Here is a 16,027-nt window from a genome sequence, read left to right on the forward strand (position 1 = left end):
TTCCCAAGAAACCCTCAACTGCCTGTGGATAACTTTGTGAACATGTCGGCGATTCGGAATATATCTTGGCGATGCCGCGCAGATCGCCTTGTGGCGCCGCCGTGAAACCCCGTGCAAAGCCAGATAAATCAACGGTTTGGCATCGGAGTGCAGGAAAAATGGGGCGTCCGGGCGCGAAAACCCTTAAATTAACGGTCCTGTGGACAGTTTTTCGTCAGCGAACACGCATGAATCTCTCTTTCGACGACGCCCGGCCCTCTGGTGGCGCGGATCGCGTGCTCAGTGTTTCGGATTTGAACAAAGCCGTGGCCGGCCTGCTGGAGCGAAGCTTCCCGCTGGCGTGGGTCAGCGGCGAAATCTCCAACTTCACGCGCGCGGCAAGCGGCCATTGGTATTTCTCGATCAAGGACGCCCAGGCGCAAATGCGCTGCGTGATGTTCCGTGGCCGCGCCCAGCACGCCGACTTCTCGCCGAAGGAGGGCGATCGCGTCGAAGTGCGCGCGCTGCTCTCCATGTACGTGCCGCGCGGGGAGGTCCAGCTTAACGTCGAAGCGATCCGTCGAGCCGGGCAAGGCAATCTGTATGAGGCGTTTCTGCGGCTCAAGGAAAAGCTCGCCGCTGCCGGACTGTTCGACGTGGCGCGTAAGCGCGCGTTGCCGCGATACGCGCGGCGCGTGGGCGTTGTCACATCGTTGCAGGCGGCCGCATTGCGCGACGTGCTGACAACGCTCGCCCGGCGCGCGCCGCATGTTTCGGTGGTGGTTTACCCGGCGCCTGTGCAGGGAAGCGATGCCGCAACCCGGCTGGCGGCGGCCCTCGATACGGCCAACGCGCGTCGCGAGGTCGACGCCCTGCTGCTTTGCCGTGGCGGCGGCTCGATCGAAGACCTGTGGGCGTTCAACGAAGAAGTGCTGGCGCACGCGATCGCCCGCAGTGCGTTGCCGGTGGTGTCCGGCGTGGGACATGAAACCGATTTCACGATTGCCGACTTCGTGGCGGATGTGCGGGCGCCCACACCGACGGCAGCCGCCGAGATGATCAGTGCGGCTCGCGACGAATGCCTGCGTCACGTCGAGCGTGAGCGCCAGCGACTCACGCGCGCAATGCGGCGCACCCTCGAGCAGCGAGCCCAGCAACTCGACAGCTTGTCGCGCGCGCTGGTGTCGCCGCGTGAGCGTCTGGCGCGCCAGCGGGGAGCGCTGGCGCACCTGGGCGACCGGATGCGTCACGCGCTTGAGCGCCCGCTGGCCCAGCGCCGAAGCCGCTTCGAGATGCTACGCCTTCGGTGGGTGCGCGCGGTGCCCGATACCGCATCGCAGCACGAGCGCGTCGCCTTGCTTTCGCAACGCATGCAAAGCGCGATGTCGCGCCGCGCAGAGCGCTCGGCGCAGCGGCTTGCCGATGCCTCGGCGCAACTCGAACTGCTCAATCCGCGCCGCACGCTGCAGCGCGGCTACGCCGCCGTGCTCGACGCCAAGGGGCAGCCGTTGCGTGACCCGCGAAAACTGCAGCGGGGTCAGCAAGTCACGATGCATTTGGCTGACGGCGCCGCCGACGTGGGCATTGGTGACGTTCAGGTCAGGCTAGACGATACTTTTTAGCGGGTTCGAGCCGGCAACGCTGGCAAAGCGCAGACATCGTGCGTCGATTGGACGGTATCGGCAAGCAATCGCCACGTCCGCGTCATGCCGTGCGGTGGCGCAAGTAACCGTGCGGTTTGCGGGGTTATCGCATCTGCCCTAGAATCAATGGCTCCGGATAACACAAAATCGGGTTCCCCTCAGAGCACAAAGGACAATTGCCATGGAACACAAGCTCCCTGAACTGCCGTACGCCATCGATGCACTGGCGCCGACCATCTCCAAGGAAACGATGGAGTATCACTACGGCAAGCATCATCAAGCCTATGTGACCAACTTGAACAACCTGATCAAGGGCACCGAATTCGAAAACGCCAGCCTCGAGGACATCATCAAGAAGTCGTCCGGCGGTGTGTTCAACAACGCCGCACAGGTGTGGAACCACACCTTCTTCTGGAATACGCTGTCGCCGAACGGCGGCGGTGCGCCGAAGGGTGATCTGGCCAAGGCCATCGACGCCAAGTTCGGCTCGTACGATGCTTTCAAGGAAGCGTTCACGAAATCGGCCGTGGGCAACTTCGGTTCGGGCTGGACGTGGCTTGTGAAGAAGGCCGATGGTTCGGTCGACATCGTCAACACCAGCAACGCCGCCACGCCGCTCACGGGCACGGACAAGCCGCTGATCACCGTCGACGTGTGGGAGCACGCGTACTACATCGACTACCGCAATGCCCGTCCGAAATTCGTCGAGGCATTCTGGAATCTGGTCAACTGGGACTTCGCCGCGAAGAACTTCGCGTAATCGAATCTCCCGGAATTTGCCGGTCGATAAGGTTGACTGCGGCGGCTGGCCGCCAAGGTGAATATCCGGCGCCCAACCCGAGCGTCCGGCGTCGCCGGCAAAACGAAAGCCCACTGCTTGCAGTGGGCTTTTTGTCGTAAACAACTGCCGGTTTCGCAGGCATCGATGCCGTGCTTGGCCGACGTTATCGTTCTTGCATGCGCCCGTCGTTAGAGCGAGTACTTCAAACCGATCGGACGACGTATTGCTAACCCTGCGCCGACCCGAACCGCAATCCTCCCGTTCGCCATCGATGCGTCGCGACATGCGACATGCGACGCGCATCGAGCGGCGCCCACTGAGGGCGCGCGCGATACGGAGCGATCGGAGCGATCAGCGCGATCAGCGCGATCAGCGTGGCAGGCCCGAGATCTTGGCACCCGGGCCGATATGCTTGCTTTTGAACCAGCCTTGATTCATCTCGAGCGCGTAACGCACGGCTGCGCGCGGGCAGTGGTTGTCCTCCGTCTGGGGCGCCATGTCTTCGATGTTGACGATCGTGCCATCGTCGGCAAGAAACGCGATGGATAGCGGCAGATCGGTGTTCTTCATCCAGAAGCAGTGTCCGGCGCGTTGTTCGAACACGAAGAGCATGCCCGCGTTGGCGGGCATCGTCGTGCGATACATCAGCCCTTGCTCGCGGTCGGCCTCATTGGCGGCGACCTCGGCCTTGATGAGATACATGCCGGCGGAGAGCTGCACAACCGGGAACTGCCCGGCCTGTTTGATTTGTGCCGCAGCGTTTGCCGGGGCCAGTGCCATCACGGCGGCGGCCGCGGCAAAGGTGGCGCTGGCGGCGAGCGTGCCCAGTTGACGCGAAATCCGGATCACAAACGACTCCTTGGAAGATCGGGGGAACGTCAGATAAGTGGCGGACCATTGTAGCCGCCGGACGAAAAAAAAGCAGGCTGCGTGAGCAACCTGCCTATTACCGTCCATTGCGCAGCCAGGCTGCGCGACGCGGTACTTACTTGCTGGCAGCCGCCGGGGCTTCAGCCGCCGCAGCCTTCTTGTGCGACTTCTTGTGTGCCTTCTTGTGCGTTGCCTTCTTCTTGGCGGCCGGCTTGGTGGCGGCGGCCGGAGCAGCACCTGCGGCAGCGGCCGGAGCCGAAGCTTGGGCGAACACGCCAGTTGCGAACAGGCCGGCGACCAGGGCAGCGATCAGTTTTTTCATGAGATTCCTCGTTGGAGCTCGATGTTTGGGTGGTGTACTCGTTGACCCGCGAAGTGAGTCATCTCCTTTAACGTCCGTTCAGGACATCGGTTGACAACCCGCGCACGGATTTTTTTAACGACAAGTATTACGATTTATTACCCGCAGCCGGCTTGCTCATGGCTTTCTTGCCTGACGCCTTGTGATGATACTTCTTGTGCTTGGTGGCCTTCTTCGCCGGGCTGGCGTGCGCCGCAGCCGCCGGTGCCGCCATGGCGGGCGCTGCCGCTGCAGGCGCTGCCGGTGCGACAGGCGCCGTTGCCGGTGCCGATTGTTGGGCCATCGCGGCGCCGGACACGATCAGGCCGGCGGTCAATGCAAGCAGCAGTTTGTTCATGACTGGGTTCCTCTTTTCAATGAGTGGTGCGCATATGGCGCACCTGTTCCCTCAACGAGGCACACGGCGTTGGCGTTGACCGGAAAGTGTAAGTGTTTGTTGCGGCAATTCGCACCATTGCCCCGGGGCGAGGTTCAATGAGAAGACATCGACCGGGCCGATGGCGACGCGAACCAGTCGCAATGTCGGTTTGCCGACGGCGGCGGTCATGCGTCTGACCTGACGGTTCTTGCCTTCGATGAGGGTGATTTCAAGCCAATGCGTCGGAATGCTGGCGCGATAGCGGATCGGCGGCTGACGCGGCCAGAGATGGTCCGGCTGCGCGATCTCGTGCGCCGCACATGGCCGCGTGACGAAGTCGCCCAGGTCAAGACCGGCGCGCAGGCGCGCGACGGCCGTGTCGTCGTACTCGCCCTCGACCTGCGCCCAATAGGTCTTCGGCAATTTGCGCTCCGGCTCTGCAATGCGCGACTGCAGACGGCCATCGTCCGTCAGCAACAGGAGCCCTTCGCTGTCGGCGTCGAGCCGTCCGGCCGGATACACGCCCGGGCGCGCGACCCACTCGGCAAGCGTGGGACGTGTCGGGTGTGGCGAGAACTGGCAGATGGTACCGAAGGGTTTGTTGAGTGCGAGAAGTGTCATACCAAAGGAAGAGAATCGGACATCTCCTATACGGTGACGTGCGATATTGCGTGGCGTCGCACCTTACCACGACGCATGACGCGGTGAAGCGCGCCGCTGGTCAGCCCTGTCATGTTAATGCATAATCGAACGCGTCAGTCTTGTGTCTTATATAAGACTTGAGCTGCATCAACGCGTCATTGGACGCTGTGACTACAATAGGGCCGTAATGCGCCGAGTGTTCACCCGACAAACGTTTCCCCGCGCGCAGTCCGATCCATCCAATTGGAGCCCCACCATGTCGTATCAGCACATCAAGATCCCGGCAGGCGAGAAGATCACCGTCAACAAGGATTTCTCCCTGAACGTGCCGGACAATCCGATCATTCCGTACATCGAAGGTGACGGCACGGGCGTGGACATTACGCCGGTGATGCTCAAGGTCGTCGATGCTGCCGTTGCGAAGGCGTATGGCGGCAAGCGCAAGATCAGTTGGATGGAAGTCTATGCGGGCGAAAAGTCGACCCGCGTCTATGGTCCGGACGTGTGGTTGCCCGACGAGACGCTTCAGGTCGTGAAGGACTACGTTGTGTCGATCAAGGGGCCGTTGACCACCCCGGTGGGCGGCGGCATTCGATCGCTCAACGTCGCGCTGCGCCAGCAACTGGATCTGTATGTGTGTCTGCGCCCTGTGCAGTACTTCAAGGGGGTGCCCTCGCCGGTGCGTCACCCCGAGAAGATCGACATGGTGATCTTCCGCGAGAACGCCGAAGACATTTACGCAGGCATCGAGTGGGAAGCCGAATCTGCGGGCGCGAAAAAGCTGATCGCCTTCCTGCGGGACGAGATGGGTGTGACCAAGATTCGCTTTCCCGAAACGTCGGGCATCGGTGTCAAACCGGTCTCGCGCGAGGGCACCGAGCGACTGGTGCGCAAGGCCATTCAGTACGCGATCGACAATAACCGCGACTCGGTGACGCTCGTTCACAAGGGCAACATCATGAAGTTCACGGAGGGTGCATTCCGCGATTGGGGATATGCGCTTGCCAAGAACGAATTCGGCGCGATGGAGATCGACGGCGGGCCGTGGTGCAAGGTGAAGAACCCCAAGACCGGCAAGGAGATCACCATCAAAGACTCGATCGCGGACGCTTTCCTGCAGCAAATTCTGTTGCGCCCGGCCGAGTACGACGTGATCGCCACGCTCAACCTGAACGGCGACTATATTTCAGACGCGCTCGCGGCCCAGGTGGGCGGCATCGGTATCGCACCGGGCGCCAACCTGTCGGACTCCGTCGCCATGTTCGAAGCAACGCACGGTACGGCGCCGAAATATGCGGGCAAGGACTACGTCAATCCGGGATCGGAGATTCTCTCGGCGGAGATGATGCTGCGTCATATGGGGTGGACGGAAGCGGCGGATCTGATCATCTCGTCGATGGAAAAGTCGATCCTGTCGAAGAAAGTGACCTACGACTTTGCCCGCCTGATGGAAGGCGCGACGCAGGTGTCGTGCTCGGGCTTCGGCGACGTGATGATTGCCCACATGTAATCTGCGACGAGCGCTTCGCGCTTCGCTTGTCGCGCTTCGCTTGTCGCGCTTCGCCTTGCGCGGCGAAGCGCTGGTCTTCCCCCGGTCGGCGCCTCGTCGAGCGATGCTGGCCGGGAGTACGCGCGCGTGCGCTGCCGCACTAATGCACGACGATGGTCGTGGTCACGCGATGGCTGCCGGAGCTTGGCACGCGGCTCGTGAGTTCGCGCGGAAAGCCGACTGTCCACACAACGATATCGATGCCTGGCGACGGTCCGGCGCGATACCAGACGACCATGCCAGGAAAGCGCATCGCCTCGCACCGTTGGCCCGCAGGGACGGTGTAGTCGATCCATTCCGGCGCGATTTCACCGAGCGACGGTGTCGAATTGAGTTCGAATGTCGGCTGGCCGAGCGAGCGGCACAGTACGTTGTAATTGGATTGCACCCAGAGCGCGACCTTCTGGCCAACGCCGACGTTGACCTCGATGTTCGCCTCAGGGTAAGCCGCCTGCGCTTGCGCAGCGCTGCCAATCAGTGCACACGCGACGAGCGCCAGCGCACGCATTGCCGATTTCGTGGTGTCCATGCCGGACCTCCCACCCCCTCTGCGGCCGACACGTGGGCGTTCTCACCACCCGCACAATCCGTCGGCACGACGCTTTCATTACAGTGCATGCACGCACACAACGCAAGGAACCAACGCAGCCGATCGTCGCGATTCGCTTTTCACATGATTTCGTGAGGTCGCGATTTCGTTGTGCCGGGGCACCGGGATATCCGCGAATATCCTCGACCGCTCCCGGCGCGCGCACTGAGCACGAACGATTCGATCAGATGCAAGGCGTCCACGGCTCACCTGTTCCAAATGGTGGAAAGTGATGATCATCACGATGGTCTGGTAGAGATGCAATTTCCGGTCGATACTGACGTCACTTTCCAACCGCGTGGAGCAACCGCATGGCAACGAACTTTCAAGGCAAGGTGGCATTGGTGACGGGGGGCTCGCGCGGTATCGGCGCAGCCATCGTGCAGCGGCTCGCCGACGGCGGCGCTACGGTCGCGTTTACGTACAAGGGATCGAAGGCTGCGGCGCAGGACCTCGTCGCCCGTATTCAGACTTCGGGCGGCCGGGCGATTGCCTTGCACGCCGACGCGGGCGATGCCGCTGCACTCACGCAAGCGGTGAACGACGCCGCGCACCAGCTCGGCAAGATCGACATTCTTGTGAACAACGCCGGTGTGTTTTCCATGGCGTCGGTGGCCGACCTCGCGCTGGAAGACTTCGATCGCATGCTCGACGTGAACGTGCGGGCGGTGTTCGTCGCATCGAAAGCTGCACTCGCGCATATGGGCGAGGGGGGCCGCATCATCAATATCGGCTCGTGCAATGCGGATCGCATGCCGTTCGCGGGCGGTGCAGCGTACGCGATGAGCAAGGCGGCGCTGGTTGGACTCGTCAAAGGCATGGCCCGTGATCTCGGTCCGCGCGGCATCACCGTCAACAACGTGCAGCCGGGGCCGACGAACACCGACATGAATCCCGCCGAAGGGGATTTCGCCACGACGATGCACGACCTCATGGCGCTCAAGCGTCATGCACGTCCGGAGGAAATTGCGTCGATGGTGGCCTACGTCGCCAGCGACGAAGCCGGCTTCGTGACGGGCGCGAGTCTTACGATCGACGGCGGTTTCAACGCGTAATCCCAACAGGCGAGAGGCGGCCCGCGCCGCCTCACTCCGAGAACAGTTCGAACAGGAGTGCGCGCATCCACTGACTCGCCGGTTCGCGGTGATAGCGCGCATGCCAGAACAGATTGATCTGCACGTCGGGCACATCCAGCGGATGATCGACGTAGCGTAATCCGAAGTGCTGCGCACTGCGCTGCGCAAACTTCTCCGTCACTGTGGCGATGAGATCGGTGGCGTGCAGGATGTCGGCAAGCGCGACGAAATGCGGTACGCGCAGCCGGATGTTGCGTTGCACGTGGGCGCGAGCCATGAACGCATCGACCTGTCCATGCCCGGTGCCCGCGGCGACGACCATCACTTGTTCGGCGCGCTCGAAATCCTCGCGCGACATCCGCGTCGCTCGCGGGCGGTCCAGCACATGCCCCGGACGAAACATGCAGACATACTTCTGCCGGAACAGGCGGCGCTGGAAAAACTCGGCCGTGAGATCCGGCAGATGTCCCACGGCAAGATCGACCTGACCCGCCGCCATTTCTTCGCGCAGATTGACGGCGGTATTGCGCACGGTGCTGATCGTAATGCCCGGCGCCCGCTCGCCGAGCGCATGCATGAGCTTCGGCAGAAAGTGCACTTCACCGATGTCCGTCATGGCGATCTGAAACGCGCGCTGGCTCGTTGCCGGATCGAAGGCGAGCTGACGGTTGAATACGCCATGTAACGCATCGAGTGCCGCCGCCACCGGTTCGGCCAGTTCGATGGCCATCGGCGTGGGCAGCATGCCCCGGGAAGTGCGCACGAACAGCTCATCGTTAAACAAAGTGCGCAGACGCGCGAGCGAATTGCTGACCGCCGGTTGGGTCACGCCAAGCGTTTGCGCCACGCGAGACACGCGCCTCACGTTGTACAGATGCTGGAACACCACCAGCAGGTTCAGGTCGACGGAATGCAGATCCATAAGAGCGTCTCTGTTGGATCAGTGTTATCACTGAAATTTATCGACGATATAAACAAGATTCTATTGGTTTATATCGCATGTTGCGCGATGCTTCTTGCAAACGGCGTTCGAACGCCACATGCGGCACCTTTCGGGTGCCGTTGGAACGGAGACAATCCCCATGCAAGTTCACGTGCAGCCACTCGGCGAGCGCCTCGAAGTCGACCCCGGCGACAACCTGCTGAAAGCCCTCACCGAGCGTCGTATTCCGATCTCCTACAGTTGCCTGTCCGGACGGTGCGGCACATGTCGTTGCCGGGTGATTTCGGGGGACGTGCAGGAAGCCGAAGGCGTTGCGTATCGTCATCTCGAGGGCGGCATGACAGGCGAGGAAGGGGACGTGACCGACCGGGCGCGTTATGTGCTCGCCTGCCAGTCAACCGTTCTGGGCGACTGTGAGATCGAGCTGCCGGAGGTCGATGAGGTGGTCGTGCACCCGGCAAAGATTCTCAAGGCGACGGTACTCGCTATCGAGCCGCTGACCCACGATATCAAGCGGCTGGTACTCAAGCCTGCGAAGCCGCTCCACTTTTCGCCGGGGCAATACGCCACGCTGCAATTCACGCCCGCGCACGTCCGGCCGTATTCGATGGCCGGCCTCGACGCCGACGACACGCTCGAATTCCATATTCGCCGAGTGCCCGGCGGGGCGGTGACCGGCTATGTCGACGCGCAGCTCAAGGTCGGCGATGCCGTGCGCGTGTCGGGGCCGCTGGGCACGTCGTATCTGCGCACGCGTCACGATGGGCCGATGCTCTGCGTGGCCGGCGGCACCGGGCTTGCACCGGTACTGTCGATCGTGCGCGGGGCGCTGGCCCGAGGCATGCGAAATCCTGTCGATATCTACATAGGCGCGCGCTCCCCGGCGGACGTGTACGGCCTTGCCTGGCTGCGCGAGCTTGCGTCGCGCCACGCCGGAATTCGCCTGCAAGTGGTGACGACCACCGATGCGCCGGATCGGACGAACCCCGCATTCCGTCTCGGTCATGTCACCGATGCGCTCGCCGCCGACTACGCAGCGCCCAACGCGCTCACGGGCTGGCGGGCGTATCTGTGCGGTGCACCGCCGATGGTCGATGCCGCCGCCCGGTTGCTGCGTGAACGCGGTATCGAGCGCGCCCATATCTACGCCGACGCGTTCTACGCGCAGGCGGCATGACGGCCAGGGCGTTTCCCGCAGCCGACGCCGTCGCGCGTTCCGCCGCATTTTCCGTATCCACCTGAGGAGACGATTGTGAGTACCATACCGCAGACCGGACTCGATCCGGCGCAGGCCGACGGCCATCGGGCGTCGGACATCTGGCCCGCTGAGGGCTCGAGCCGCATTCCATTTCGCGTCTATACCGACGCGCAGCTTTATCGGCGCGAGCTGGAAGCGTGCTTTTACCGCAACCACTGGAACTACGTCGGGCTGGAGGCCGAAGTGCCGAATCCGGGCGACTTCAAGCGCACGGTGATCGGCGAGCGCTCTGTCATCGTGACGCGCGATGCGGCAGGGCAAATCAACGTCGTCGAAAATGTGTGCGCCCATCGTGGCATGAAGTTCTGTCGCGAAAAGCGCGGCAATCGGACCGACTTCCACTGCCCGTATCACCAATGGAACTACGACCTGCAAGGCAATCTGCAAGGGGTGCCGTTCCGGCGCGGTGTGAAGCAGGACGGCAAGGTCAACGGGGGCATGCCGAAAGACTTCAAGCCGGAAGATCACGGCCTCACGAAGCTCAAGGTCGCCACGCGCGGCGGGGTGATCTTCGCGACGTTCGATCACGATATCGAATCGCTGGAGGACTTTCTCGGACCGGATATCTGCGCCTACTTCGATCGCCTGTTCGACGGGCGAAAGCTCAAACTGCTCGGCTACAACAAGCAACGCATTCCGGGGAACTGGAAGCTGATGCAGGAGAACATCAAGGACCCGTACCACCCGGGGTTGCTGCATACGTGGTTCGTCACGTTCGGGCTGTGGCGCGCAGATAACCAATCGCGGCTGGTGATGGATTCGCACGGGCGTCACGCCGCGATGATCTCCACGCGCGGGCAGGGCGGCGGCGGGGAGGTGACCTCGGGGGTGTCGAGCTTCAAGGCATCGATGTCACTTAACGACGAGCGCTTTCTCGACATCGTGAAGGAAGACTGGTGGAACGGCCCGACGGCCGTGCTCATGACACTGTTTCCCAGTGTGATCCTGCAACAGCAGGTCAATTCGGTATCGACGCGCCACATTCAGCCACGCGGCCACGATTCGTTCGACTTCGTCTGGACACATTTCGGATTCGAGGACGACGCCGACGCCATGACGCAGCGTCGCTTGCGTCAGGCGAATCTGTTCGGCCCGGCCGGCTTCGTGTCGGCCGACGACGGCGAGGCCATCGAGTGCTCGCAGGAGGGCTTTGCGCAGAAGCCGTGGCATCGCGTGATCGCCGAGCTGGGCGGCACGGGTGTGGAGAACACGGAGCATATGGTGACCGAGACTCTGATTCGCGGCATGTACGCCTACTGGCGCCGCGTCATGGGCGTTTGAGGAGACGACGCGATGGTGGATTTTGCAACATTTCAGGCCGTGGTCGAACTCAACGCCGCCTATGCGGCGGCGCTCGATGCACACCAGTGGGACGCCTGGCCCGATTTCTTTTTGGACGACTGCGTCTACCGGATTCAGCCGCGCGAGAACTTTGAGTTGGGCCTGCCGTTGGCGACGCTGTCATTCGAGAGCAAGAACATGTTGCGCGATCGTATCTATGGCATTCGCGACACGCTGTTCCACGACCCGTATTACCAACGCCATGTGATCGGATTGCCCATGATTCGGCGGCAGGACGTCGACACACTTCATGTCGACTCCAACTACGCGGTATTTCGTACGAAGCCGGATCAACTCACCGATATTCTGTCGGTCGGGCGCTATCTCGACATCGTCAAACGAACGGGCGACGGGTGGAAGTTCGCGTCGCGCCAATGCATTTTCGACAGCGAGATGATTCCCAACTCGTTGATCTACCCGATCTGAAGCGAGGGACATCATGAGCGGTCAATGGGTTGAGGTGGTGTCGCGCGACGCCGTTCCCGAGGGCGATGTGATCGGTGTGAACGTGGCGGGCCGCGACATTGCTCTGTATGGCGTGGACGGCGAGGTGTTTGCGACGGACAACGTGTGTACGCATGGAAACGCGCGCCTGTGCGATGGGTTTCTCGACGGGCATGAGATCGAGTGCCCGCTGCACCAGGGAAAATTCGACGTGCGGACCGGCGCGGCTATGTGCGCGCCGCTCACCGAGGCTGTGAAAACGTATCCGATCCGTATCGAGGGCCAACAGGTCTTCGTCGATCTGGGCTGACGGCTTCGTCGCGACGGGAACTGTGTGCCCACTTTGGGGCATGCCGTCCAAACGGGCCGCCGTAGGCGCTGCGCGAGCGGGGCGGCCCGTCGCATTTCCACGACAGGCGGCGGTCTGCCAGCCGTACAGACGAGCGGCCGCCCGACGTTGGTAGAATCACATGCTTCTTATGTAAATGTAGTGAAACAAACGTTTCCATTCGGGGTTTGCGTGACGAGCCCGAGTTGCGCTGCCGGAATCGTTAAAGGGTTTTTTTCTTTCCGGTGCTTAACGCGCGAGTATCGCGTAATGGTCGACCGGTCGACTGTATAGGAATGCTGAGCCAAAATCTGAAAATGCGTAATTTATTTCCGCAACGCGATATTTCTAAACATCACTTTAATCGCGGAGCGGAATATCGCGATGAATCAGGATTTATAAGAGACTAAATGAAGTTAAGTTCCACGAAACTTTTGCGGGAGAGTGGAAACTGGCGCCGTCCTTTGCATTCAAAAATGGATGCAGGGAACACGTCATGGCGCATGCAATGTTGCGATGCAATAAAAAACCCGGCCGAAGCCGGGTTTTCAATGCATCGAACGGCGCTACCTCAGGCAGCCGCCTGGATGTTCGAAGCTTGCTTGCCCTTCGGGCCTTGAACGACCTCGAACTGCACCTTCTGACCTTCTTTGAGGGTCTTGAAGCCGTTCATCTGGATTGCCGAGAAGTGAGCGAACAGATCTTCGCCACCCTCATCCGGCGTGATGAAACCAAAGCCCTTGGCGTCGTTAAACCATTTGACCGTACCGGTTGCCATACAAACTTCCCCTGAACAATTACCACTACTACATATCGCAGCAACAACGAGCACATCTGAAAATCCCGCCGGCTGGCGGCGGCTTCTTAGGCTCACCCAGGCATCTTTTCTTTTAAAACGCTTATAGAGGAAAAGCGCCACGTCGATTGTTTTCGCTAAGTGCTAATAGTGTCAAGCCCTTTTTGTCCGATAGAAGTTGTGTTCGATCAGGTTTTACCCTGATGTGCGGGGACGCGTCGGGGGTGCGGAGACACGCCCTTGAAATTTGGGTTAAGCTGACTCATATGGGTGTGGCACCCCGATGGTCGGGGCAGCGGCGCCTTGCTGGACAACGCGCGCGATGATCGACGAGTGTTGGTATTCCGGTGGAAGACCGGACGGCAGGCGGCAATAGGGGCTCCGATTGCGTCCTGCACCCGGGAGTTGTTTAGAATCCACGTATGGCAACCTTACCGACAACGCATGACGACACCGTACAGGAGCGGCAGGAGCAACAGCTCAAGCCGCCGTCGATGTACAAGGTGGTACTGTTGAACGACGATTTCACCCCGATGGAGTTCGTGGTGATGGTCATTCAGGAATATTTCAATAAGGACCGGGAATCTGCCACGCAGATCATGCTCAAGGTTCATCGCGAGGGCAGGGGAGTTTGTGGGGTCTTTACGCGCGACGTCGCGGCGACCAAAGTTGAGCAAGTCGTTAGCCATGCAAGGCAGTCCGGGCACCCGCTGCAGTGCGTGATGGAGGAAGCATGATTGCCCAGGAATTGGAAGTCAGCCTGCACATGGCGTTTATGGAAGCGCGTCAGGCACGACACGAATTCATCACGGTCGAGCACCTGTTGCTCGCCCTGTTGGATAACCCGACCGCTGCCGAAGTGCTGCGCGCCTGCGCGGCAAATCTCGATGATTTGCGGCAGAACCTGCGCAATTTCATCGCCGACAATACGCCGACGGTGCCAGGTAGCGACGAGGTCGACACGCAGCCGACGCTCGGGTTTCAGCGCGTGATTCAACGCGCCATCATGCACGTGCAATCGACTTCCAACGGCAAGAAGGAAGTGACGGGTGCGAACGTGCTGGTCGCCATCTTCGGTGAAAAGGACTCCCACGCCGTCTATTACCTGCAGCAGCAGGGCGTAACGCGGCTGGACGTCGTCAATTTCATCTCCCACGGCATTACCAAGACCGGCGCGCCTGGCGAGTCGGCCAAGGCTGGCGAAGGCAGTGGCGAGGGAGAAGAGGGGGCCAACGCGAAGGAAAGCCCGCTTGCGCAATACACCCAGAACCTGAATCAACTGGCGCGCGACGGCAAGATCGATCCGCTCATCGGACGCGAATCGGAAGTCGAGCGCGTGGTGCAGGTGTTGTGTCGCCGTCGCAAGAACAATCCGCTGCTCGTCGGTGAAGCCGGGGTCGGCAAGACGGCCATCGCCGAAGGACTCGCCTGGCGCGTTACGCGCGGCGAAGTGCCCGAGATTCTGCAAGACGCGACCGTCTACTCGCTCGACATGGGCGCGCTGCTCGCCGGCACGAAGTATCGTGGCGACTTCGAGCAACGTCTGAAAGCGGTGCTCAAGGAACTCAAGGAGCGTAACAACGCGATCCTGTTCATTGACGAAATTCATACGCTGATCGGCGCGGGGGCCGCATCGGGCGGCACGCTCGACGCGTCGAACCTGCTCAAGCCGGCGTTGTCCTCGGGGCAGCTCAAGTGTATTGGCGCCACGACCTTCACCGAGTATCGCGGCATCTTCGAGAAGGACGCGGCCCTGTCGCGCCGTTTCCAGAAGATCGACGTGAACGAGCCGACCGTCGAGCAGACGGTGCAGATCCTGCGTGGGCTCAAGTCGCGATTCGAGGAGCACCACGGCGTGAAGTATTCGTCGAGCGCACTCTCGGCCGCGGCCGAGCTGTCGGCCAAGTTCATCACCGATCGTCACCTGCCTGACAAGGCGATCGATGTGATCGACGAAGCGGGGGCGGCACAACGAATTCTGCCGAAGTCCAAGCAGAAGAAAACCATCGGCAAGGGCGAGATCGAGGACATCGTTTCGAAGATCGCCCGCATTCCGGCGCAGAGCGTGTCTGCAGACGATCGCGGCAAGCTTCAGACGCTCGATCGCGACCTCAAGAGCGTGGTGTTCGGGCAAGACCCGGCCATCGACGCCTTGTCCGCCGCGATCAAGATGTCGCGTGCCGGCCTGGGCAAGACCGATAAGCCGATCGGCGCGTTCCTCTTCTCGGGGCCGACCGGCGTCGGCAAGACCGAAGTCGCAAAGCAGCTCGCGTTCACGCTGGGCATCGAGCTGATTCGCTTCGACATGTCGGAATACATGGAACGTCACGCAGTGAGCCGTTTGATTGGCGCGCCGCCGGGCTATGTGGGCTTCGATCAGGGCGGGCTGCTTACCGAGGCCGTCACCAAGAAGCCGCACTGCGTGCTGCTGCTCGACGAAATCGAGAAGGCGCATCCGGACATCTTCAACGTGCTGCTTCAGGTGATGGATCACGGCACGCTCACCGACAACAATGGTCGTAAGGCGGATTTTCGTAACGTCATCGTCATCATGACGACGAATGCCGGTGCAGAGACCATCAATCGCGCGAGCATCGGTTTCACCAACGAGCGTCAGGCCGGCGATGAAATGGCCGACATCAAGCGCATGTTCACGCCGGAGTTCCGCAATCGACTGGATGCGATCATCAGCTTCAAGCCGCTCGATGAGCAGATCATCCTGCGCGTGGTCGACAAGTTCCTCATCCAACTGGAAGACCAGTTGCACGAGAAGAAGGTCGAGGTGGTCTTCACCGATGAGCTGCGGGCGTATCTGGCCAAGAACGGTTTCGATCCGCTCATGGGCGCGCGTCCGATGCAGCGTCTGATCCAGGACACGATCCGTCGTGCGTTGGCCGACGAATTGCTGTTCGGGCGTCTGACCAGCGGTGGCCGTGTCACGGTGAATCTGGACGAGCACGATCAGGTACAACTGTCCTTCCCCGAGGATGGCAACACCCGTGCGCAACCGGAAGCGGCCGAAGTCGAGTAATCGCGGCTGCATCGCGCCAACAAAAAACGCCGCTTATA

The 16,027-nt window shown here is 61.2% G+C and carries 17 protein-coding genes; 10 read left to right on the forward strand and 7 right to left on the reverse strand.

The features are described from left to right. The first annotated feature begins 227 nt into the window (after positions 1–227). Together xseA and sodB are read left to right on the forward strand one after the other, a co-directional pair. Positions 228–1,601: an exodeoxyribonuclease VII large subunit gene (gene xseA, locus ACE3UG_RS10275; RefSeq protein WP_374623153.1), complete on the forward strand. Its 1,374-nt coding sequence runs from the start codon at positions 228–230 to the stop codon at positions 1,599–1,601. A 202-nt stretch (positions 1,602–1,803) separates the two neighbouring features. Then, on the forward strand, positions 1,804–2,382 hold the full coding sequence (sodB, locus tag ACE3UG_RS10280) for a superoxide dismutase [Fe] (protein WP_374623156.1): 579 nt from the start codon (positions 1,804–1,806) through the stop codon (positions 2,380–2,382). Positions 2,383–2,772: 390 nt separating this feature from the next. Here sodB and ACE3UG_RS10285 read toward each other — a convergent pair whose 3' ends face one another. The 4 genes from ACE3UG_RS10285 to ACE3UG_RS10300 all read right to left on the reverse strand — a co-directional run bounded on the left by ACE3UG_RS10285 (position 2,773) and on the right by ACE3UG_RS10300 (position 4,613). Next, a complete protein-coding gene (locus ACE3UG_RS10285) occupies positions 2,773–3,183 on the reverse strand; it encodes a DUF192 domain-containing protein (protein ID WP_374623281.1) in 411 nt (136 codons plus the stop codon). 205 nt (positions 3,184–3,388) lie between these two features. After that, positions 3,389–3,595, reverse strand: coding sequence for a hypothetical protein (locus tag ACE3UG_RS10290; protein WP_374623159.1), 207 nt, complete (start codon positions 3,593–3,595; stop codon positions 3,389–3,391). Positions 3,596–3,722: 127 nt separating this feature from the next. After that, positions 3,723–3,971: a hypothetical protein gene (locus ACE3UG_RS10295; RefSeq protein WP_374623162.1), complete on the reverse strand. Its 249-nt coding sequence runs from the start codon at positions 3,969–3,971 to the stop codon at positions 3,723–3,725. A gap of 51 nt (positions 3,972–4,022) precedes the next feature. Beyond that, positions 4,023–4,613: a pseudouridine synthase gene (locus ACE3UG_RS10300; RefSeq protein ID WP_374623165.1), complete on the reverse strand. Its 591-nt coding sequence runs from the start codon at positions 4,611–4,613 to the stop codon at positions 4,023–4,025. Between the two features lie 277 nt (positions 4,614–4,890). Here ACE3UG_RS10300 and icd point away from each other — a divergent pair, with 277 nt between their 5' ends. Then, positions 4,891–6,144 (forward strand): NADP-dependent isocitrate dehydrogenase, encoded by a 1,254-nt coding sequence (icd, locus tag ACE3UG_RS10305; protein WP_374623167.1) that lies wholly within the window; start codon positions 4,891–4,893, stop codon positions 6,142–6,144. 139 nt (positions 6,145–6,283) lie between these two features. On the opposite strand, the gene ACE3UG_RS10310 is transcribed toward icd, so the two are convergent. Further along, complete coding sequence (locus ACE3UG_RS10310; RefSeq protein WP_374623170.1) at positions 6,284–6,712, reverse strand: hypothetical protein; 429 nt, start codon at positions 6,710–6,712, stop codon at positions 6,284–6,286. Positions 6,713–7,083: 371 nt separating this feature from the next. On the opposite strand from ACE3UG_RS10310, the gene ACE3UG_RS10315 reads away from it, so the two are divergent. After that, the gene (locus ACE3UG_RS10315; RefSeq protein WP_374623173.1) at positions 7,084–7,827 is read left to right on the forward strand and encodes an SDR family oxidoreductase; all 744 of its coding nucleotides are present in this window, start codon (positions 7,084–7,086) and stop codon (positions 7,825–7,827) included. Positions 7,828–7,858: 31 nt separating this feature from the next. Here the strand turns inward: ACE3UG_RS10315 and ACE3UG_RS10320 are convergent, their stop codons facing one another. Beyond that, positions 7,859–8,770 (reverse strand): LysR substrate-binding domain-containing protein, encoded by a 912-nt coding sequence (locus ACE3UG_RS10320; RefSeq protein WP_374623176.1) that lies wholly within the window; start codon positions 8,768–8,770, stop codon positions 7,859–7,861. 160 nt (positions 8,771–8,930) lie between these two features. Between ACE3UG_RS10320 and ACE3UG_RS10325 the strand changes: the two genes are divergently transcribed. From ACE3UG_RS10325 to ACE3UG_RS10340, 4 genes are all read left to right on the forward strand, one after another. Further along, a complete protein-coding gene (locus ACE3UG_RS10325) occupies positions 8,931–9,968 on the forward strand; it encodes a 2Fe-2S iron-sulfur cluster-binding protein (protein ID WP_374623179.1) in 1,038 nt (345 codons plus the stop codon). A gap of 138 nt (positions 9,969–10,106) precedes the next feature. Continuing rightward, on the forward strand, positions 10,107–11,330 hold the full coding sequence (locus tag ACE3UG_RS10330) for an aromatic ring-hydroxylating dioxygenase subunit alpha (RefSeq protein ID WP_374623284.1): 1,224 nt from the start codon (positions 10,107–10,109) through the stop codon (positions 11,328–11,330). Between the two features lie 12 nt (positions 11,331–11,342). After that, positions 11,343–11,816: an aromatic-ring-hydroxylating dioxygenase subunit beta gene (locus tag ACE3UG_RS10335; protein ID WP_374623181.1), complete on the forward strand. Its 474-nt coding sequence runs from the start codon at positions 11,343–11,345 to the stop codon at positions 11,814–11,816. Positions 11,817–11,829: 13 nt separating this feature from the next. Continuing rightward, positions 11,830–12,144, forward strand: coding sequence for a non-heme iron oxygenase ferredoxin subunit (locus tag ACE3UG_RS10340; protein ID WP_374623184.1), 315 nt, complete (start codon positions 11,830–11,832; stop codon positions 12,142–12,144). Positions 12,145–12,733: 589 nt separating this feature from the next. Here ACE3UG_RS10340 and cspD read toward each other — a convergent pair. Then, on the reverse strand, positions 12,734–12,940 hold the full coding sequence (gene cspD, locus ACE3UG_RS10345; protein ID WP_010807119.1) for a cold shock domain-containing protein CspD: 207 nt from the start codon (positions 12,938–12,940) through the stop codon (positions 12,734–12,736). 440 nt (positions 12,941–13,380) lie between these two features. Between cspD and clpS the strand changes: the two genes are divergently transcribed. Both clpS and clpA read left to right on the forward strand, forming a co-directional pair. Beyond that, entirely contained in the window at positions 13,381–13,695 is a 315-nt protein-coding gene (gene clpS / locus ACE3UG_RS10350; protein ID WP_010807118.1) for an ATP-dependent Clp protease adapter ClpS, read from the forward strand. After that, positions 13,692–15,989, forward strand: coding sequence for an ATP-dependent Clp protease ATP-binding subunit ClpA (gene clpA / locus ACE3UG_RS10355; RefSeq protein WP_374623190.1), 2,298 nt, complete (start codon positions 13,692–13,694; stop codon positions 15,987–15,989). The genes clpS and clpA overlap by 4 nt, the downstream gene beginning before the upstream one ends. The last annotated feature ends 38 nt before the right edge of the window (positions 15,990–16,027 follow it).

Origin of the sequence: Pandoraea sp., from assembly GCF_041919235.1 — a bacterium.
Taxonomy (GTDB): domain Bacteria; phylum Pseudomonadota; class Gammaproteobacteria; order Burkholderiales; family Burkholderiaceae; genus Pandoraea.

Bases quoted from the DNA above. Each gene is read 5' to 3' on its own strand.
- xseA (WP_374623153.1), top strand. From the start codon at position 228: ATGAATCTCTCTTTCGACGACGCCCGGCCCTCTGGTGGCGCGGATCGC.
- sodB (WP_374623156.1), top strand. From the start codon at position 1,804: ATGGAACACAAGCTCCCTGAACTGCCGTACGCCATCGATGCACTGGCG.
- ACE3UG_RS10285 (WP_374623281.1), bottom strand. From the start codon at position 3,183: ATGGCACTGGCCCCGGCAAACGCTGCGGCACAAATCAAACAGGCCGGG.
- ACE3UG_RS10290 (WP_374623159.1), bottom strand. From the start codon at position 3,595: ATGAAAAAACTGATCGCTGCCCTGGTCGCCGGCCTGTTCGCAACTGGC.
- ACE3UG_RS10295 (WP_374623162.1), bottom strand. From the start codon at position 3,971: ATGAACAAACTGCTGCTTGCATTGACCGCCGGCCTGATCGTGTCCGGC.
- ACE3UG_RS10300 (WP_374623165.1), bottom strand. From the start codon at position 4,613: ATGACACTTCTCGCACTCAACAAACCCTTCGGTACCATCTGCCAGTTC.
- icd (WP_374623167.1), top strand. From the start codon at position 4,891: ATGTCGTATCAGCACATCAAGATCCCGGCAGGCGAGAAGATCACCGTC.
- ACE3UG_RS10310 (WP_374623170.1), bottom strand. From the start codon at position 6,712: ATGGACACCACGAAATCGGCAATGCGTGCGCTGGCGCTCGTCGCGTGT.
- ACE3UG_RS10315 (WP_374623173.1), top strand. From the start codon at position 7,084: ATGGCAACGAACTTTCAAGGCAAGGTGGCATTGGTGACGGGGGGCTCG.
- ACE3UG_RS10320 (WP_374623176.1), bottom strand. From the start codon at position 8,770: ATGGATCTGCATTCCGTCGACCTGAACCTGCTGGTGGTGTTCCAGCAT.
- ACE3UG_RS10325 (WP_374623179.1), top strand. From the start codon at position 8,931: ATGCAAGTTCACGTGCAGCCACTCGGCGAGCGCCTCGAAGTCGACCCC.
- ACE3UG_RS10335 (WP_374623181.1), top strand. From the start codon at position 11,343: ATGGTGGATTTTGCAACATTTCAGGCCGTGGTCGAACTCAACGCCGCC.
- ACE3UG_RS10340 (WP_374623184.1), top strand. From the start codon at position 11,830: ATGAGCGGTCAATGGGTTGAGGTGGTGTCGCGCGACGCCGTTCCCGAG.
- cspD (WP_010807119.1), bottom strand. From the start codon at position 12,940: ATGGCAACCGGTACGGTCAAATGGTTTAACGACGCCAAGGGCTTTGGT.
- clpS (WP_010807118.1), top strand. From the start codon at position 13,381: ATGGCAACCTTACCGACAACGCATGACGACACCGTACAGGAGCGGCAG.
- clpA (WP_374623190.1), top strand. From the start codon at position 13,692: ATGATTGCCCAGGAATTGGAAGTCAGCCTGCACATGGCGTTTATGGAA.